Annotated in this window: 18 protein-coding genes; 13 read left to right on the top strand and 5 right to left on the bottom strand. The window is 34.1% G+C overall.

Annotated elements, in window-relative coordinates; genetic code table 11:
* Window positions 1–14: 14 nt before the first annotated feature.
* The gene (locus K8B81_RS18795; protein ID WP_223683089.1) at window positions 15–2,921 is read right to left on the bottom strand and encodes an FAD-binding and (Fe-S)-binding domain-containing protein; all 2,907 of its coding nucleotides are present in this window, start codon (window positions 2,919–2,921) and stop codon (window positions 15–17) included.
* A gap of 406 nt (window positions 2,922–3,327) precedes the next feature.
* Between K8B81_RS18795 and K8B81_RS18790 the strand changes: the two genes are divergently transcribed.
* From K8B81_RS18790 to K8B81_RS18765, 6 genes are all read left to right on the top strand, one after another.
* Window positions 3,328–4,164: a sulfite exporter TauE/SafE family protein gene (locus K8B81_RS18790; RefSeq protein ID WP_223683088.1), complete on the top strand. Its 837-nt coding sequence runs from the start codon at window positions 3,328–3,330 to the stop codon at window positions 4,162–4,164.
* Entirely contained in the window at window positions 4,142–4,558 is a 417-nt protein-coding gene (locus K8B81_RS18785; RefSeq protein WP_223683087.1) for a DUF1634 domain-containing protein, read from the top strand. Before K8B81_RS18790 ends, K8B81_RS18785 begins: the two co-directional genes overlap by 23 nt.
* 224 nt (window positions 4,559–4,782) lie before the next feature.
* Window positions 4,783–7,155 carry a hypothetical protein gene (locus tag K8B81_RS18780; RefSeq protein ID WP_223683086.1) on the top strand — a complete coding sequence of 791 codons (2,373 nt, stop codon included), beginning with the start codon at window positions 4,783–4,785 and terminating at the stop codon, window positions 7,153–7,155.
* The gene (locus K8B81_RS18775; protein WP_223683085.1) at window positions 7,152–8,069 is read left to right on the top strand and encodes a hypothetical protein; all 918 of its coding nucleotides are present in this window, start codon (window positions 7,152–7,154) and stop codon (window positions 8,067–8,069) included. Before K8B81_RS18780 ends, K8B81_RS18775 begins: the two co-directional genes overlap by 4 nt.
* Window positions 8,070–8,082: 13 nt before the next feature.
* Window positions 8,083–8,541 (top strand): hypothetical protein, encoded by a 459-nt coding sequence (locus K8B81_RS18770; protein ID WP_223683084.1) that lies wholly within the window; start codon window positions 8,083–8,085, stop codon window positions 8,539–8,541.
* Window positions 8,542–8,613: 72 nt separating this feature from the next.
* Entirely contained in the window at window positions 8,614–9,087 is a 474-nt protein-coding gene (locus K8B81_RS18765) for a hypothetical protein (RefSeq protein ID WP_223683083.1), read from the top strand.
* 93 nt (window positions 9,088–9,180) lie between these two features.
* On the opposite strand, the gene K8B81_RS18760 is transcribed toward K8B81_RS18765, so the two are convergent.
* Window positions 9,181–9,402 carry a hypothetical protein gene (locus K8B81_RS18760; protein ID WP_223683082.1) on the bottom strand — a complete coding sequence of 74 codons (222 nt, stop codon included), beginning with the start codon at window positions 9,400–9,402 and terminating at the stop codon, window positions 9,181–9,183.
* A 261-nt stretch (window positions 9,403–9,663) separates the two neighbouring features.
* Between K8B81_RS18760 and K8B81_RS18755 the strand changes: the two genes are divergently transcribed.
* Together K8B81_RS18755 and K8B81_RS18750 are read left to right on the top strand one after the other, a co-directional pair.
* Entirely contained in the window at window positions 9,664–10,044 is a 381-nt protein-coding gene (locus tag K8B81_RS18755) for a hypothetical protein (RefSeq protein ID WP_223683081.1), read from the top strand.
* 89 nt (window positions 10,045–10,133) lie between these two features.
* On the top strand, window positions 10,134–10,412 hold the full coding sequence (locus tag K8B81_RS18750; RefSeq protein ID WP_223683080.1) for a hypothetical protein: 279 nt from the start codon (window positions 10,134–10,136) through the stop codon (window positions 10,410–10,412).
* A 141-nt stretch (window positions 10,413–10,553) separates the two neighbouring features.
* Here K8B81_RS18750 and K8B81_RS18745 read toward each other — a convergent pair whose 3' ends face one another.
* The 3 genes from K8B81_RS18745 to K8B81_RS18735 form a co-directional block, all read right to left on the bottom strand.
* A complete protein-coding gene (locus tag K8B81_RS18745) occupies window positions 10,554–11,087 on the bottom strand; it encodes a transposase (RefSeq protein WP_223683079.1) in 534 nt (177 codons plus the stop codon).
* Window positions 11,088–11,276: 189 nt separating this feature from the next.
* Entirely contained in the window at window positions 11,277–11,573 is a 297-nt protein-coding gene (locus K8B81_RS18740) for a hypothetical protein (RefSeq protein ID WP_223683078.1), read from the bottom strand.
* Window positions 11,570–13,027 carry an ATP-dependent nuclease gene (locus tag K8B81_RS18735; RefSeq protein ID WP_223683077.1) on the bottom strand — a complete coding sequence of 486 codons (1,458 nt, stop codon included), beginning with the start codon at window positions 13,025–13,027 and terminating at the stop codon, window positions 11,570–11,572. Before K8B81_RS18735 ends, K8B81_RS18740 begins: the two co-directional genes overlap by 4 nt.
* 316 nt (window positions 13,028–13,343) lie before the next feature.
* Between K8B81_RS18735 and K8B81_RS18730 the strand changes: the two genes are divergently transcribed.
* The 5 genes from K8B81_RS18730 to K8B81_RS18710 all read left to right on the top strand — a co-directional run bounded on the left by K8B81_RS18730 (window position 13,344) and on the right by K8B81_RS18710 (window position 18,546).
* Complete coding sequence (locus tag K8B81_RS18730; RefSeq protein ID WP_223683076.1) at window positions 13,344–14,549, top strand: anhydro-N-acetylmuramic acid kinase; 1,206 nt, start codon at window positions 13,344–13,346, stop codon at window positions 14,547–14,549.
* Window positions 14,550–14,684: 135 nt separating this feature from the next.
* Window positions 14,685–16,256, top strand: a complete 1,572-nt coding sequence (locus K8B81_RS18725; protein ID WP_223683075.1) for a glycoside hydrolase family 10 protein — start codon at window positions 14,685–14,687, stop codon at window positions 16,254–16,256.
* Window positions 16,243–17,565 (top strand): MFS transporter, encoded by a 1,323-nt coding sequence (locus K8B81_RS18720; protein ID WP_223683074.1) that lies wholly within the window; start codon window positions 16,243–16,245, stop codon window positions 17,563–17,565. The genes K8B81_RS18725 and K8B81_RS18720 overlap by 14 nt, the downstream gene beginning before the upstream one ends.
* A gap of 21 nt (window positions 17,566–17,586) precedes the next feature.
* Window positions 17,587–17,928 (top strand): hypothetical protein, encoded by a 342-nt coding sequence (locus K8B81_RS18715; protein ID WP_223683073.1) that lies wholly within the window; start codon window positions 17,587–17,589, stop codon window positions 17,926–17,928.
* 168 nt (window positions 17,929–18,096) lie between these two features.
* On the top strand, window positions 18,097–18,546 hold the full coding sequence (locus K8B81_RS18710; RefSeq protein WP_223683072.1) for a GNAT family N-acetyltransferase: 450 nt from the start codon (window positions 18,097–18,099) through the stop codon (window positions 18,544–18,546).
* The last annotated feature ends 3 nt before the right edge of the window (window positions 18,547–18,549 follow it).

Here is an 18,549-nt window from a genome sequence, read left to right as displayed (position 1 = left end):
AATTAAAGCCTTAGTTATTTTAAACAACTTTTTAAAATTGAAACCGGATGCTGAGCCTCTCTCTTAGTTCCGTCATAAATCTGATGACGGCAGCTCGTTCCTGCTGCAGCGATTTTTACACTTTCAGCAGTATTACGAACTTTTGGGAATAATGTATCCTCGCCCATTTGCATGCTGACTTTATAATGCTCTTTTTCATATCCAAAAGAACCCGCCATTCCGCAGCAGCCCGAATTGTAAATTGTCACTGTGTTATTTTTAGGAAGATTCAGCATAGCAAAAGTTGCTTCAACAGAACTTAATGATTTCTGATGACAATGTCCGTGAATCTTAATTTCTTTCGTTTCTTCTGAAAAAGAATCAGGGGTGATTTTTCCATCGATGATTTCTTTTTTGAAGAATTCTTCAATTGTAAACGTATTTCCGGCTAATTTTTCTGCAGCATCTTTATCATCTGCCAAACGCAAATATTCATCCCTAAAAGTCAAAATTGCCGAAGGCTCGATCCCAACCAAGGGAGCATTTCCTAAAACCAGATCTTTAAAAACGTTTACGTTATGATTGGCTATTTTCTTGGCTTCTTCCAAAAATCCTTTTGAAAGATACGTTCTTCCGCTTTCTTCGTGATCGATAACTAAAACCTGATAGCCTAGTTTTGTCAATAATTCGAAAGCATCGATTCCGATATTTACATCATAATAATTCGTGAATTCATCTACAAACAAATATAATCTGCCGTTAGGAAAATCAGTAGTTGAAGGCTTATGATTTTGGAACCATTTTCTAAAAGTCTTTTTCGCCAATAACGGAACTTGTCTTTCCGGCGCAATTCCCATTGATTTTTTAACGAAAGACTGATTCGAAATAAAATTCGTAATCGACGGGAATTTGCTTCCCATTTTGTTTAGTTTGGCGTTGTTGGCAAAAATTTTACTTCGGGTAGAGAATCCGTTTGCTTTTTGATATTGGTATAAAAATTCGGCTTTTAGAGTTGCTACATCCACATTGCTCGGACATTCGCTGGCGCAGGCTTTACAGCTTACACACAGCTCAAAAACTTCGTATAATTCTTTCTGGTCGAATTTATTTTCTTTTTCAGAATAGGTCAGATATTCACGCAACGCATTAGCCCTTGCACGAGTGGTTTCTTTTTCGTTTCGGGTTGCACGATAGCTCGGACACATCGCTCCCCCTGCCGATGGTAATTTTCTGCAATCGCCCGAACCGTTGCATTTTTCGGCTGCACGTAAAATTCCTAAACTGTCTGAGAAATCCTGAAATGTTTTGATATCCGGTTCAATTCTGCCCGAAATCACACGATGATTTTCGTCCATTTTCCCAGCGTTGACAATTTTTCCGATATTCAAAACCGAATTCGGATCGAACGCCAGTTTGATTCTTTTCAGCAATTCGTAATTCTTTTCGCCAATCATAAACGGAATAAATTCCCCGCGTACAATTCCGTCGCCATGTTCACCACTTAATGAACCTCTGTATTTTTTCACCAAATGCGCTACCTCTGTCGCAATGGTTCTGAATAATTTTAAATCTTCGGTTTTCTTCAAATTCAAAACCGGACGAAGGTGTAATTCTCCCGCTCCCGCATGCGCATAATAAATCGCTTCCTGACCGTGGCTTAACATCATCGCCGAAAATTCTGCAATATAGGCTGGCAAATCGCTCAATTCCACAGCTGTATCCTCAATTGAATCCGCCGCTTTATTGTCGCCTACAATACTTCCTAAAAGACCAAGTCCGGCTTTTCTCAGTTCGTTGGCTTTGTCAATATCGGCGCCGTAAATCTTTACGTTGGCATAACCAAAATTGTTTTTTTCTAGATCGGCAATCAGGGCATCAGCTTGTATTTCTGCATCTTCCAAAGTATGGCCCGCGACTTCAAACATCATAATCGCTTTTGGTTCACCCTGCAAAAAGAACCTGTTTTTTACGTGTTCCCGATTCGTTTTGGTACAATCCAAAATAGTATCGTCAATCATTTCGCAGGTGTACAAATGATGCTTCATTGCGACCACAACCGACTCTAAAGATTCCTGAATCGTATGATAATGCCCAACCACCATAATACTGTGTGTAGGTGGAAGATCATCTACTTTCAGTGTCACTTCTGTTGTAAAAGCCAAAGTTCCTTCGCTTCCGCAAAGCAGTTTTCCGAGGTTAATTGTCGGTTCAGTTCCTCCAAACAATTCTGATTTTAGCAAAATATCAACCGCATAACCCGTGTTTCTCCTGTGAATTTCAGGTTTTGGAAACTCTTTTACAATTTCTTCCTGATTTTCTTTTACTGAAAGTTCGTCGTAAACACTTTTGTATATTTTATTTTCTAAAGTCTCGCCTTTTGTTTTTTCTATAAATTCATCCGAAGTCAGGTCTTTAAAAACCACTTCAGAGCCGTCGCTCAAAATTGCTTTAACTTCAGCAATTTTATCACGCGTTACACCATACCGAATCGAAGTCGTTCCGGAAGAATTATTTCCCACCATTCCGCCAATCATGGCGCGGTTTGAGGTTGATGTGATTGGAGCGAAAAATATACCGTGAGGTTTTAAGAATAAATTCAGCTCATCGCGAATAACACCGGGCTGAACCGTAACGGTTTTCTTTTCGGCATCAAACGAAATAATTTTAGTAAAATGCTTCGAAACATCAATTACCAATCCGTCTCCTACCGCCTGACCTGCCAGTGAGGTTCCCGCAGTTCTCGGTGTAATCGACATGTTATGATTCGCTGCAAACTTTATTAGTTTGACAATATCTTCGGTCGTTTTGGGGATAGCCACCGCATTCGGTTTAATTCGGTACACCGACGCATCGGTTGAATAAAGCGTTTTATGAAGATCATCGTATAAAAGTGTTCCTTCTAATGATGCAGACAGTTGTTCTAACTCCTTAATTATTGACATTCTGATTTGAATTTATAACCTAAAACGGATGTGTTTTTCGGGTACAAAAATACTCTTATTTCCTTTGTTTTTATTCTAAATTAAGAAAATTAGCCACTGATTTTTCAATGTTTACGCCAGAATACTGCGAAGTTGTACTGTATTTTGGATTTCAGCCGTTTTTATAAGTGTGTTTTTTATACTTATTATTTAATCCCTGAATTTGCAATTATTATTTTATGGAGCCAATTCCAGCTGTCCGCTATATCTTTTGTTGCGAACATCGCCACAAAAGGATGCCGCTTGAATCTGGGCTAAAATGTTTGTTTTCATAAGAAACTCATCTTGGAATAATAATTTTTAAGTACTTTTTAAGCTTTAATAGCCAATATGTATTCGTAAATTAGCAGCCAGAAAAAACATACCCATGACAATATTAATATTTACGCTCATTATGCTTTTAGGAGCTTTTTTAGCCGGTTTCATAGGCTCTCTATCCGGATTAGGCGGCGGAATTATCATCATACCACTACTCACAGTTCTTCTCGGAGTTGATATTCATTATGCAATCGGGGCAGCATTGGTTTCTGTAATTGCTACCTCATCAGGCTCTGCGGCGGCTTATGTTAAAGAAGGAATCACCAATATGCGTCTCGGGATATTTCTCGAAATCGCCACCACTCTCGGAGCTGTTGGCGGAGCACTGCTTTCAACCATCGCACCGACCTCTTTTATCGCCGTTTTATTCGGACTCACGCTTATTTTCTCGGCTGTTAATTCCCTGCGAAAAAAAGAAGAACATATCGTTTTAGAATCCAGTCCGCTGGCCAAGAAACTGCATCTTAACGGCACTTACCCTACGCATGACGGAGAAGTAATAGCCTACGGAACAAAAAATGTAATTGGTGGATTCAGCATGATGGGCATCGCCGGAATGATGTCGGGATTGTTAGGAATTGGTTCCGGGGCGTTCAAAGTAATCGCGATGGACAATATCATGCGGATTCCGTTTAAGGTTTCTACCACCACAAGTAATTTTATGATGGGCGTTACCGCAATGGCAAGTTCCGTAATTTATATTCAGAAAGGCTATATCGAACCCGGAATCTGTATGCCAGTTGTAATTGGCGTTTTATTCGGAGCCATGGCAGGAGCCAAAATCCTGGTGAGAACCAATCCGAAAAAACTACGCATTTTCTTCGCCTGCCTCATTTTTGTACTGGCAATAAACATGATTTACAATGGCATTAACGGAAAAATCTAAAAACATGACACCAAATATATCTCAGGAAAAAGATTTTCAGAACATTATAGGAAATTTATTGCGCTACGGCGTTTGGACAGCATTAACTGTAGCTGCAATTGGAGGCATTGTTTATCTGCTGCACCACGGCCAGGAAATCGAAGACTACTCTGCATTTATAGAAAAAGATAAAAACATTTTCGAAGTCATAGCTACCATTTACGAAGGGCTAATTCAGGGAAAAGGCGACTCGATCATCTTCTCCGGAATCATACTTTTGTTCCTCGCGCCTGTATTTCGGGTGTTGTTGTCGTTATTTTCCTTTCTCCTCGAAAAAGACTACCTCTATGTGGCTATCACCACCATCGTAATCGGCATCATTATCCTCAGTATTTCGTTTGGGTTTTCGCATTAATAGAGCTATTTTATTTTAAGGGTTTTCAGGAGCTACGTCCAGCTGTCCGCTGTATCTTTTGTGGCAAACCCTGCCACAAAAGGATGCCGCTTCCATCTGGGCTAAAATTTTTATTTGTAAGAAATTTATTTTTATTATTGTAATTTTAATGAATTTAATATTTATATTCGTCAAATAATTAAAGAAAAATCTTATTTCCAATTGTTGCCCCAAATACGATATAAATGTCAGATTTTAAAATAACCGGAAACCCTGCTCCAGAAGTGGGCAAGGAAGAGTTTTACTCAGTCAATACCCTACTTCCTAAAATAGGACTTTTTTCAGACCAGATTCCTTCAAATACTCTTAACCATTTTGAATATCCTGTTACATGGGAAGTTTATGTTTTGGAACTTGGCAAATGGCGAAAAGCAAAAGGAAATGAAAAGACAGGAAACACCGTATCGTTTACTTTTTTACAAAGAAGCCTAACCCGAAAGGGGATTCGTATTATAGCGAAACGTGGTGAACAGATCACTTATCTGGATATAAAAACTCATCCGGCTGAAATTCCAAAAATTCAAAGTATTGAATTACTTGATATAAACGGTAAAAAACCAACGAAACCATTAGCTTACGGGCAAACCATTAAAGCAAGGGTTCATTGCCAGCACATGGATTGGCAGAGAGTATATGTTACACTTTGGGAAGATGATGCAGACGGAGGTGGACATGATAAGCTAAATGAAAAAAACAAAGCGCAAACACTTTCTGGTACCGTAAAAAATGGAATTGCCGATATTGATTTTAAATTAACACCCGATTTCAAAAAAATAGCCAATGCAAGAAATGCCAATGAAGGGCAAACCCATGAGTATTATGCAACCGCCGAAATATTTCTACAAGAAAAAGTTAGCAGCAATAATTTAAATGTAATCAATTCTGATTACCAACCGGAATCAAAAAAGCAACCTGTCAAAAAAGCAATTCCGGCCGAAACAAAAGGCAAATCCAAAAAAGACAAAAGAGGAATACAACCTCCGGCAACTGCTAAAAAGTACGATTGGGTTGAAGAAGCTTTCAAAATAAAACCCATATTTTTACCTGATCCAATGGAGTTTACAAATAGTGTAATGAAGATTTTTGTACCTGATAAAGAGGATGAAAAGAAAGATGCTGCTACTTGTGTTTGTAAGGAATATGACTTGATTTGGGGAAATAAAGTGAGTTGTGATTTTAGAAAGAAAGTTGTTGAAATTGCAAATAATTTAGGACTTCCAAAAGCAAAAAATGAAGGAGCTAATTGGTTAATGGCCGTAATGGCTTTAGAAACACAAAGGACGTTTAGTCCTAAATGCGGCACATTTAAGAAACACAATGACGACACCAAAAATGGTTACGTAGGATTAATACAAATTGGAAAAGCTGCTGCTATAGATTTAGGAGTAAAAAGGTCAGAATTAGTAAAACTTACAGCTACTGCTCAATTAGAGTATGTAGAGAAGTTTTTCAAACAAAAAAAGTTTGAGGGAAAACTTAAGACAAAAACAGATTTATATCTGGCTGTTAACTATCCCAATGCATGTGGTCATGGAACAGAAAAAGATTATGTTGTTTATGATAGTACAAAAGATGCATATGATGATAATCCTATTTTTAAAAGAGAGAAAAATGAATACTGGATCGATGAAAAAGGAAAAAAAAGATATTACGAAGGAAAAGAGGGGAGCTCTTACGTTTGGGAATTTGAAGAAGCCATAAATGATCTTTACAACGAAGGGATGAATAAAAAAGTTTCTTTTTTGGGCACTTGCCCTTCAATATTAAAAAATACTAATGAAAAAGAAATTGTTACTTATAACATATATCATAATGGAAAAATTGAAAAAATAATACCTAAAGAAATAAAAAAAGGTTATGAAAATAAATACAAATATATTTATCATGACAAAAACCAAAAAGAGCATCCAATATGTATTCTGGATTGGTATAATACTAAAGGGAAAGAAGCAGGGATTGTTTACAATAGTAAGCCAATACATTCTGAAATTATTAGTGACCAAAAGGTTTCAGACGGGAGTACAACGAGAAGGATTAAATATGATAATGATGATATCGCAGAATACGGAGAACATCCTACAAAAGGTTTAATATGGCGATTATATAAATCTACCGGAAATGAAATTGAATTAATTAAAATGCCAGACAGTTTAAATTACTCTAAGAATGGAATAATAATTAAATATGGCTTTTCTAAAACAAAACGGAGATACACAGGGCCAAATGTTTTTGCTGCTTTTATAGGTGCTTTAGCAGAATGTAGTTATCCAGAAGGAGTTATAACTACCGGAAGTTGTTTTAAAGAAGGTTCTTGTTTTCCTAGTGCTGAACATGTAAATGGACGAAGTGTTGATACAATTTATTTTAATGATCTTGAAAAAGACCAGTCATTTGTTGACGCTATAATCAAATTTAAATTCACTGAGGTGTTGATTGGGAATAGCAAGTATTGCAAACAAATAAAAAATGCAGAAGATGGTGGAAAATTACATAATAGTCACTTACATTCAGGAAATTTCAATAATGAAAGCATAGTAATAAAAAATAACAATCAATGAAAAACATAATTTTACTTTTAACCATTTTTTTATTCTTTTCTTGTCGAAAAGAAATTGACAAACCTTTATCAAATAACATCCAGAACTCTAAAACTATTTTAGGTGATACAATTACTTACGGTGATAAATTGATATCACAATATGATTTTGTCAATCAGCTAAAAAATAATATCGATATGAAATTGCAACGCGCAATTATATCTAAAATAAAATTTGACTATGAGAAGTTTGCTAATTGGAATTTAAATACCAATGAGGAATATAAACTGGGAAATCTGTATTTAAGATTTCAAAAAAGCGATAAACAAAAACCAGATGCTGACATATATACCATTATTAACTTAGCAACTTATAAAAATGATAAAAAAATAGATGAACTAATTGTATATACAGAAGAAAATTACTCGGAAGCATTAGTTACACTAAACCAATATTTTTATTTAGATAATAATAATTTATGGACTTTAGGGATAACTGAAGATGAGGAAGGTATAAAAGTTACATCCTGGAATCAATATAAAATTGATAATAATAGTGGGAAGATTAATACCATTAAAATCAACTCTTATAATGATTCAACACCTAAAAATACTAAGGATAATAATTGGACAGGGAATTATTCATTCGAAAAATCAAATAGAGATGATTTAAAAACCAGTTTTAAAATTTCAATTAACGACTTAAGTAACATAAACATTGTTTATGTGAGTGATGGAGAAAAAACTGAAACTTACAGCGGATTGGTGGGAAAAATAGTAGGCAATAATAAAATAGAGATTGTCTTTAATAAAAAGTATGATGAAATGGGGGTGATATATATCCAAAAAGATAATAAAGATTTTACTATATCTGGATCACCAATTTCTACTATTAATCCAGGCAATGATGAATATCCTTTAAAAAAAAATGACTGAATATAATGTATTAATGAAAAATATTTCCATCTATATATATCTATTCTTTATAGCTACACCATGTAAAAAAGAAGTAGAAATAATGAATACCAAATATACCTTTGTCAAATCAAACACTTCGATTCTAAAACAAAACAACGAAAGTATAGATTTAAAAGGTGATTATTCCATTAAGACTAAAGTTGAAAGTGTTAAAACAGGAGAGCCGATTGAAATTACTTTTTATTTTAGTTTTGAGAGCGCTGAGGCTATCTTAAGCATAGGAACGAATAATTCGTTAGAAGCATATTGTGAAGGGACTTACAGCATTACCCAAAATAAAGGAATTTTAAAATTAATATATAATGGTGAAAGTACTTGTACTTCAGATGTAGAAGAAAGTTCTTTCTTAATCAAGAAAGAAAACAATCAATATTACATAAAAAGTAAAAGATTTATAGATTTTGAATGGCATTTGCTAAATAGGAAGTAAACTAATTTAAGCTAATGTTCAAATGACTTTTGGTATTTGAACTCTAAGGTGTATTATACTATAAATTTAAATATGAAAAAAACACTCGTAATCACAACTATTTTATTTTGTTTACAACTTGTAATTTGCCAACAAAAGCCAAAGGAAAATCAAGAGAAAGAAGCCAGTAATAAATCAGTTAAGCTTCAAAAAATAAAAATTCCAAATAAATGGATTGGAAAGTATACTGCCTATTTTAGTTATGGAAAAATTGGAGGAGAAAATGCTGGTTGGAATTTAGACATTGAAATTTCAAACGATAGCATTATAGCGTCCGGAGATGGTTATCTGATAGGTTTTAAAGATTTATTAGCTGCGAAAGAGAGTAATAATGAATTAGTATTAAATCATTTAAAAAACTTAAATGGTTATAAATTAGGAGCAAAAATGAATCCTGAATTTGTACTAATTGAAAATAAAGGAAAATATTTCATTAAAACGAAATGGATTGATAGTGATATCGTAACAAAGCCAAAAGAATTGGGCTATGAAATTATAAAACAATAAATTCAATAAGTCTTTTAACCCTCTAATTCTGTTGCTCGATTGCATCGAGCAACAGAATTGTTGATAAACGATGGCTAATCAACTTACCGCACTTTATTTTGATTTGTTGACCGTGTAAATTCCGCCCGCAAGTAAAATGACGGCCAGCCCTAAATAAAGGTATCCCTGTTCCTTACCGGCTTCGTTAGATGCGTCAATTTTTAAACCTAATAAATTAATTTCTTTTGTATTATCAGCTATTTTGTTGATACCTACATACCCTACAAAGAGACTAATAACGATCAGAATTATTCCTATTATTTTTGATGGATTCATGTTTTTTGAATTTAATTGTTTCTCTAATTTAAGAAAAATATTTTTCAATCAGATGATAATATTCTTTTTTATCCTAATTGATACAACGATAGCGTGGATTTGTAATCCGCGCCCGCAAAGTATATTTTTTGGATTTTCTTATGTTCAATCGTGGTTGGCACGGATTACAAATCCACACTATAGGGTTCAAGATGCTGTTTATTAAATTTATTTTCTATACTTTCGTAATATTAATAAAATTAAAATACCAAGAATTATCTAATGAAAATAAATCTACTTATAATTTTTACATTAGTTGTAGTCACCATCAATGCCCAAAATCGAATAGATGATGCATTGCCAATAATAACAAAAAAAAGTAGCGCATTAATATTAGCTAATGGTTGGTTAAAAAACTCTTCAGGGCAATGGATAAGTGGAAAAAATAAAATACCGCAAGATCTTGGTGAAAATCAGAAACTTTTAGGTAACTATGAGTCGTATGGTTTAGGTACTGATAATTTTAATTCACTTGAAATTAAAGACGTAAAAATAGCTGATAGTACATATGCAATTATAATTAAAAAGTACAGGGACGGCTTTTACACTTATAGTTCAACCAAAAAGGCTGGAATAATAAAGTCAGTTGTAAATACTATGTAGTATCAAAAGCAGAATTAGCTAAAGCATACGAGATAAGAGCTGATTATCTTAATAAAACAACAGTTAGGATATTATACGAGGGAACTCTGATGTTTATCAACACCCAAACCTTTAATGACAGAACTATATCAAAAGACTTAGCTTCTAACATTAAAGAGAATTCAAACCATCGAGATTTTTTTGAACATAGATTAGGTTTGAATATCTATTATTTTAAAGCAAAAAACCTTGTACAATTTTATCTATACGATGCAAATTCTTACAGTATGGACATGGAATATGAAGATGATGAAAGTCAGAAAGCGAAAAAGTATTACGAAACAGATGCCGTTACATTCAAAAAATTTCTAAATTTTTCAGTTCAATAAAAATTAAAACAATAAATTCATTAAACACTTTACCAATTAACAATTTCTCTGGTGCTCGATTGCATCGAGTACCTACTTAAATTATGAAAACAAAATCGTAGCGTTTGTAACGCGGATAAGATTACCACAAACGTTCTACCATTACATTACAAAAAACCTTGTTATCCTCTTCATAATTTCTATAACTGCTATTAACAAAATCTCTTCATGAAAAACTATTTCGGCTTCTACAGGATTGTAATGAATATAATGTATTCGTTGTTCAATTTTTTCTAAAGTATCCAATACAACAGGATGAAAGCCATCCTTCCATAACTTATAATTTTTTGCCCTATCTGATTTTCGGGCTTCGAAACTAAATTTCCGCAATAACCATTCTCGCCTGCTTTCCGGAAATTCTTTGATCGCTTCTATGAGTTTCTTTGAGGTAAATTTTTTGAAATCCCGAATAACATTTTGTAGTTCGCCATCAGCCGCTGAAACAATTAAATGAATGTGACTGGACATATAAACGTAAGCATGTACACTTAATCCTTTTTCTTTGATACAGTAATTTAAGGAATCATCTAAAATATTGCAATACACAGGTCTCACAAATAAATCTACCCAATCTACAACTGTTATGGTAACAAAAGTGGGCACAGTACTATCGATAACTTTGTATTTTTCAGACATTGATTTTTAAAATAGAAACAACGGTTTTACAAGCTATTTTGATTTAATTACCCGCGTTGCAAACGCTACGTTTTGTTTTCATAATTTAAGTAGGTACTCGATGCAATCGAGCACCAGAGTTTGTTGTTGATAAACGAGTGCTAGTTGGGGGTTTCGTTCATTTCTGTTTGTTTTATTTTTTTTACATTTTTAGTGTTCGACAATATTTTTAATAAAATTAATGATTGGTACTTTTAAAATATCAGCATGTCCAAGATTTGGTTGAAGTATATTCTTCCAAAATAAATTAGCATTAAATGGCTTTCCATCACTATCGTTAAAATTGTCACTGTATTTTAATTCAGGAGGAATAGAAACGCTTTTATGTGCAGGTTCGAAAGTAATTTCATGAATTTGGAAAAGCCCACATGAATAATTCTCATTTTTAATATCTGAATTAAATTGCTCATAAATAGATTTCTGAATTCCTTTATCAAATTTTATCAATCCAATTCGTCTTTTCCTTTCATTTCAGAATTATCAGAATCACATATTACGTGATATTTAATATTAAACTTAGAAAAAATCTTTTGAAAGAAAGGGATATTATTTACTGTACCACAATTAACAATAAAAATATCTTTTAGAGGATTAACTTCATTTAAATAACCTCGTAAAATTATTTCTTCGGTTGGACCCTCAATTAAAATTACTTCATCTGAATAGAAAGATTCGCATATAAAAGGATTAAATCTTAGAACTTCATTCATTTCTTGTTTTAACTGTTCTTTTGTAAAAATATGTTTAGATTGTTTTAAGAAATCATCATTTATCTGAAAGAGTTTTGTTCCGTTATTATATTTTACCATTCTTACTAATGAAGACTTTTCTTTTGTGATATCAATCATTTGAGGTGAATGTGAAGCACAAAGAATTTGATAAGGAGTTTCCGACTCACTAACCTTATAAATTAATAACCGTAACTGTTTCATAAGCTTTGGATGAAGAAAAAGCTCAGGTTCTTCAAATAAAACTATATAATCCTTTCTATTATCAACTCTTTCAAATTCTTCCGCTATGTCTTTCATTAAAAGTAAAGAAAAGATTGCTGATCTAACCGCCCCGTGACCAATCCTATCATAAGTAGTTGGTATCGAATCGTCAATTAATCCATCAATATTTTTTTGTTCAAAATGTATTGAAAAATTTTTGCCTATTGAATTTTCTGTCCACTTTACTTTGTCTTTTTCACTAAGCTCAATTTTAGTGTTAGGAAAAAGTTCTTGAAAGTATTTATTAACTTCCTTTTTGTATAAATCAATAGATACAGGATTATATAATTTATCTTGAAGTTCTTGAATTTTTTCTTGTGCTTCTTTTAGCTCTTGTCTTTCAGTATCTTTTAGATTTGATTCAGCTTTTAGTTTTAAAATTGTATTAATTATTGTTTCAACTTCTGACTCTGTCGGCATCGCTTTTATAAAAATAGGAGTGGGCAAAGCAGCTTGAAAAACACTATCTAAACCAATTCCTCCATAATTTTTCTTTACCCAAATATTTTCTTGATAATCCCATGTTAAATTCTCAGTAGTTTCAAAAGTAATTTTCTTACCTTCTTTTGGTTTTAAAACTTTTTTTATTTTTAGGTGATTATTGTCATTCAACCATTTTTTTAATCCATCCTGTTTGTTTTTTATTGATTCTTTTTGAAAATCATATTTGTCTAGTTGAAGGACTAATTCAAATTCAATAACATTATCAGAATTTACTCTGTGGATATCTTCAGGAGTCGGTGCAGTATTTTTATAAAAGAACTCATAGGCTTTTAAAAAACTTGATTTTCCCACATTATTTTGACCTAATAAAAAAATAGTATTTGAATTATTAAATTCAATTGTATTGTTTTGTAGCCCTCCAGATATTCCTCTAAAATTGTTTACTCCAAACGATATTATTTTCATCCTTTATATTTTTACAGTTTCTATTCAATCTCTCTTTTATGAATCTAAATAATAATAAACCTTTATTTTTGATTTCTTTGATTCATTATGATATTAAACAAATGTACTTTTTAACCAACAACATATTTTACGGAAAACCGTATATACAAAATCAGTTAACACTTTTTTCAAAAATATCAATTAACCATTCCAAACAACCCAGTACATATACCCGTTTTTCCCGACCCAAAAAAATCCCCAACTTTCCCTAAATTTATCCCCAAATAAATCCCATTTTAGCATTACCAAAACAATACTTCCTTAAAACCCCATTTTAATGAATAAAAATATAAGTTCTCTTTACGAAATTGCTCAAAAAGAGACCCGAAAAATAATAGGTTTAATGTCCGGTACTTCGCTTGACGGGCTTGATATTGCGCTTTGTGCTATTTCTGGTGCGGGCGAAAATACCGCTGTAAAAATTCTGGAATTCGAAACAATCAATTATACCGAAGACATTAAAACCGAAATCCGTAAAGTATTTGCCCAGAAAACAATCGATTTTCAGCATTTGGCTTTGCTGAACGAATGGATCGGTCTTTTGCATGCCGGTCTGGTCAATGATTGCCTTCAAAAATGGAATATTCCGGCAAGTGAAGTTGATTTGATCGCTTCCCATGGACAAACAGTTTTGCATGCTCCAAAGTTTTTGCATCAGCAGGAAAAATTCCCAAATGCGACTTTGCAAATTGGTGATGGCGACCATATTGCCGTAAAAACCGGAATTATCACACTTTCAGATTTCAGGCAAAAACACGTTGCAGCGGGTGGCGAAGGCGCGCCTTTGGCCGTTTATGGCGATTATTTATTGTTCAGCCAAAAAGGCGAAAACCGAATCATGCTCAACATGGGCGGAATCGCAAATTTCACTTATTTGCCCGCTTCCCTAAACGCCGAGGAAGTTTTTGTAACCGATACCGGAACCGCAAATACCTTAATTGACATTTTTACCAAACACTTTTTCCCTGAAAAAAGTTACGATAAAGACGCCGAAATCGCCCAAAGCGGAACCGTAAATCAAACTCTTTTAACCGAACTGAAAAACGATTCTTTCTTCACGAAAAGTTTCCCAAAAACTATCGGGCAGGAATTATTCAATAAAGGTTTTGTTAATTCGGCACTTTCAAAAACCAAACTCGAAAACATTTCGGCACCAGATTTGCTGGCTACTTTAACACGATTAAGCGCCGAAACAATTGCCGAAGCGATTCAGTTTGTGGTTAAAAACACCGGAACACCAATTGCGGAATTCAAAGTTTATATGTCGGGAGGCGGTACAAACAATCCGTTATTAGTGAAATGGTTGAAAGAGTTATTGCCTTGCAAATTTCAAACAAGCGATGATCTGGGGATTTTAAGCGATGCGAAAGAAGCTGTCTTGTTTGCACTTTTGGCAAACGAAACGGTTGCAGGAGGAGTTTACAATTTCGGGAACAGCAAAGTTCCATCTGTAACGATGGGGAAAATTTCGTTTCCTGATTAAACTAAAAAGTTGCCACAAATTACACGAATTAGCACGAATTATTTTTAAATGAATAATTAAGAACAAAAATTAGTGCAATTAGTGTAATTCGTGGCAAAAACAAACTATTTTTGGTTTCTGTTAAAAAAGATTGAAATGCATAAAAATCAGCACCTAATATACGCCATCCTATTCTTATTTTTCATTGGTTGGAACATCAATTCGCAGGAAAAAACCAAACACCCTAAAAACGAATTTAGAGGTGTCTGGATTGCAACTGTCGTAAACATTGACTGGCCAAAAACAGCTATTGACGGTGTTGAGAAAGAAAAAGCAGATTATATCGGGATTTTAGAGGCTTACAAAAAACTGAATTACAATGCCGTAATTGTTCAGATCAGAAGTGTGGGCGATGCTTTTTACCCTTCAGAACTGGCGCCGTGGTCAAGATTCCTGACAGGCAAAGAAGGTCAGGCCCCTAATCCGTATTACGATGCATTAGCCTGGATGATTGAGCAGGCGCACGAAAGAGGTTTTGAATTTCATGCCTGGATGAATCCGTACCGGGCAACTTTCGATTTAAATAAACAGCAATTAAGTCCAAATCACGATATTTTTAAACATCCGGAATGGATGATTGAATATGGAGGAAAACTATATTACGATCCTGCTTTGCCGGAAGTTCAATCGCATTTGACCAAAGTGGTGAAAGAGGTTGTTGACAAATACGACATCGACGCGATTCACTTTGATGATTATTTTTATCCCTATGCCGTTCCCGGAAAAGTCTTTAACGACACCGCATCCTACAAAAAATACGGAAGTGGTTTATCCCTTGCCGACTGGCGCCGTGCGAATGTGAGCAATTTTGTTCATACCATTTCTACCACTATAAAAGTAAGCAAACCGTGGGTACAATTCGGAATCAGTCCGTTTGGGGTTTGGCGAAATAAATCGGTAGATCCAAAAGGTTCGGAGACTCAGTCAACTTCAAATTACGATGATTTATACGCCGATCCAGTTTTATGGATGGATCAGAAATGGATTGATTATATCCTTCCTCAACTTTACTGGAGCATGAACAATCGTGTGGCGAATTACTCAAAATTAGTAAAATGGTGGTCTGAGAATTCAAACAACACAGCCATTTACATCGGTCACGCGTCCTATAAAATTAGAGGAGACAGTGACAAAAGCTGGAATTTTATGTCTGAAATACCGAATCAGATTGATTATTTAAGAAGTTTCAAAAACGTAAGCGGAAGTGCCTATTTCAGTGCCAAATGGTTTATGGACAAAAACTTCGATATTGCGCGACATTTAGAAGAAAATCAATATAAATATCCGGCACTTCCACCGGCAGTTCCAAACTTAAAACGCGTTATTATCGACACGCCGGTTGTCAGCGAATACACAAAAGACAGTCTCCGTTACACTTTTAATATAAAATCGCCTTTAAATACAAAAGTCAGATATTTAGTAATTTATGGGGCTGATCATATTTCGAAAATCGACATTAATGACCCCAGACAAATTATTGAAAAAGTAAGGGTACATGAAAACGAAGGCAGAATTTTACTTTCTGTAGCTTCACAAAGAATCAATCAGTATAAAGCTTGTGCTGTAACATTTATTGATTATTTTGCAAACGAAAGTACACCAACAATAATCGACTTAAAAAAGACCTTTAAAAACTATATTCCTGCCCAGCCAAATGAAAACAGATAACACTCCGTGGTTTTGGATTCCGCTTCTTAATTTTGCTTCTGGATTACCGTATGCTGTCATAATTTCAGTTTCGGTTATTATGTACAAAAACCTGGGAATTTCAAATGAAGACATTGGCGTTTACACCAGTTTATTGTATTTACCGTGGGTTATAAAACCGCTTTGGAGTCCTTTTATCGAATTGAACGGAACTAAGAGAAAATGGTTTTTATCAATGCAGTTATTAATTTCAATTGCGTTTTTACTGGTCGGATTTACAATTCCAACAAATGGATTTTTCATGATGACCTTAGCGATATTTTGGGTTGCCGCTTTTGCTTCAGCTTCAAATGATATTGCCAGCGATGGTTTTTATTTATTGGCATTAAAAAAAGAACAGCAGTCTTTTTTCCTCGGTATCAGAAGTACTTTTTACCGACTTTCGCTTTTAGCAGGAAACGGGTTAATCGTTTTGTTTGCGGGATATTTGGAACACAAATACGGCGATAATACAAAAGCTTGGTCGTACACCATGATTGCAGTTGGTTTGTTAATGACATTAATTACAATTTACAATTTCATTTTTACACCAAAAACTGAAATTAATGCTGTAGAAAATCAAGAAGCACATCACAATCAAAACTTCGCAACTGTATTTGCCAGTTTCTTCAGGAAAAAACAAATCGGACTGGTTTTAGCTTTCATCCTAGTTTTCAGACTGGGAGAATCTCAATTACTAAAAATGTTAAGTCCTTTTTTACTGGATCCAAAAGCATCTGGTGGAATGGGATTAGATACTGAATCGGTTGGAATTATTTATGGTACATTGGGAATTTTAGCCCTGACAATTGGAGGTATTTTAGGAGGTATGGCAATTTCTAAACATGGTCTTACGAAATGGATGTTTCCAATGTTTTTGGCAATGCACCTTCCTATACTTGGTTTTATTGGATTAGCTCATTTTCAACCAGAAGAGCTTTTTCATCTTCATGTAAATTATCGTTTTCTTCAAATAAATTCTCCATTAAATCTTTATACTTGCATTACAGTTGTTCTCGAACAATTCGGTTATGGTTTCGGTTTTACAGGTTTTATGATGTATTTAATTTATGTTGCCGAAGGCGAATCAAAAACGGCACATTACGCACTGGCAACCGGTTTTATGGCTATGGGAATGATGCTTCCGGGAATGCTAAGTGGTTATATTCAACACTATTTAGGTTATCAAAATTTCTTTATTTGGGTTTTCATAGCTACAATTCCTGGTCTTATTTTATCACGTTTTTTAATATTCCCGAAGGATTTCGGAAAAAAATCAGAAGAAGTTTAACCCCAAATCAAACTTTTACCTATGGAAATCAATGAAAATTTGCAGGCCGAACGCAACCTGAAAGGCGCTGAGTTCGAAAAAACCGGAGATCTTGAAAAAGCAATTGCATTGTACGAAGAAAATGTTGCGGAAAGCTTTAAAGGAAACCATCCTTACGACAGGCTGGCTAATATTTACAAAAACCAACTGGATCTAGACAATGAAATTCGCGTTTTAGAAAAAGCAATTGTCGTTTATGAAGAAATCACGATCGAAGACCGATTAGAAGGATTACCAAAACTTTTTAGATTCAAAAACCGCCTGGAAAAAGCAATTGAAACTAAAAAACAATTGGCTAAGCAAAAAAAGGCAAAATTGAAATAAAATATTTTTTTTAACACATAGAAACATAGATTCTATATTTAAAAAAGTAAAATAAAGAGAAACTTATTTCTCAACACATAGCTATGATTGTTTATAAAAAGTGAAACGCCTTGAGCGCTCCAAAAACTGTGTCTCTATGTGTTAGAAAAACTAACTCAAAGATATATCATGACTACAATAAAACGCACCAACTCAGACGATATCGATTTTATAAATCTGGTTGTTTTATTAGATCAGGATTTAGCGATTAGGGATGGTGAGGATCATGCGTTTTACAATCAGTATAATAAAACGGATACAATAAAACATAGCATCGTTTATTATGAAAACGGAATTCCGGTTGGCTGTGGCGCTTTCCGCGAAAAAGAACCCGGCACAACCGAAATCAAAAGAATGTATGTGCATCCTGATTACCGAAAAAAGGGAATTGCATCGGCTGTTTTGGCAGCACTCGAAATCTGGGCAAAAGAAGTAGGCTATACCTATACGATTCTCGAAACCGGTAAAAACCAGCCTGAAGCGATCAACTTATATCAAAAATTAAATTATAGCATCATACCCAATTATCCGCCTTACGAAAAAATGGATAATAGTGTCTGCATGAAAAAGACTTTATAATTA

The organism is Flavobacterium hibisci (assembly GCF_020026925.1).
Taxonomy (GTDB): Bacteria; Bacteroidota; Bacteroidia; order Flavobacteriales; family Flavobacteriaceae; genus Flavobacterium; species Flavobacterium hibisci.
The sequence above is the reverse complement of the archived record's forward strand: the minus strand, read 5'-3'. Positions and strand labels throughout refer to the sequence as shown.

Coding starts and splice junctions, on each gene's coding strand:
- K8B81_RS18795 (WP_223683089.1), bottom strand. CDS start 2,921: ATGTCAATAATTAAGGAGTTAGAACAACTGTCTGCATCATTAGAAGGA.
- K8B81_RS18790 (WP_223683088.1), top strand. CDS start 3,328: ATGACAATATTAATATTTACGCTCATTATGCTTTTAGGAGCTTTTTTA.
- K8B81_RS18785 (WP_223683087.1), top strand. CDS start 4,142: ATGGCATTAACGGAAAAATCTAAAAACATGACACCAAATATATCTCAG.
- K8B81_RS18780 (WP_223683086.1), top strand. CDS start 4,783: ATGTCAGATTTTAAAATAACCGGAAACCCTGCTCCAGAAGTGGGCAAG.
- K8B81_RS18775 (WP_223683085.1), top strand. CDS start 7,152: ATGAAAAACATAATTTTACTTTTAACCATTTTTTTATTCTTTTCTTGT.
- K8B81_RS18770 (WP_223683084.1), top strand. CDS start 8,083: ATGAAAAATATTTCCATCTATATATATCTATTCTTTATAGCTACACCA.
- K8B81_RS18765 (WP_223683083.1), top strand. CDS start 8,614: ATGAAAAAAACACTCGTAATCACAACTATTTTATTTTGTTTACAACTT.
- K8B81_RS18760 (WP_223683082.1), bottom strand. CDS start 9,402: ATGAATCCATCAAAAATAATAGGAATAATTCTGATCGTTATTAGTCTC.
- K8B81_RS18755 (WP_223683081.1), top strand. CDS start 9,664: ATGAAAATAAATCTACTTATAATTTTTACATTAGTTGTAGTCACCATC.
- K8B81_RS18750 (WP_223683080.1), top strand. CDS start 10,134: ATGTTTATCAACACCCAAACCTTTAATGACAGAACTATATCAAAAGAC.
- K8B81_RS18745 (WP_223683079.1), bottom strand. CDS start 11,087: ATGTCTGAAAAATACAAAGTTATCGATAGTACTGTGCCCACTTTTGTT.
- K8B81_RS18735 (WP_223683077.1), bottom strand. CDS start 13,027: ATGAAAATAATATCGTTTGGAGTAAACAATTTTAGAGGAATATCTGGA.
- K8B81_RS18730 (WP_223683076.1), top strand. CDS start 13,344: ATGAATAAAAATATAAGTTCTCTTTACGAAATTGCTCAAAAAGAGACC.
- K8B81_RS18725 (WP_223683075.1), top strand. CDS start 14,685: ATGCATAAAAATCAGCACCTAATATACGCCATCCTATTCTTATTTTTC.
- K8B81_RS18720 (WP_223683074.1), top strand. CDS start 16,243: ATGAAAACAGATAACACTCCGTGGTTTTGGATTCCGCTTCTTAATTTT.
- K8B81_RS18715 (WP_223683073.1), top strand. CDS start 17,587: ATGGAAATCAATGAAAATTTGCAGGCCGAACGCAACCTGAAAGGCGCT.
- K8B81_RS18710 (WP_223683072.1), top strand. CDS start 18,097: ATGACTACAATAAAACGCACCAACTCAGACGATATCGATTTTATAAAT.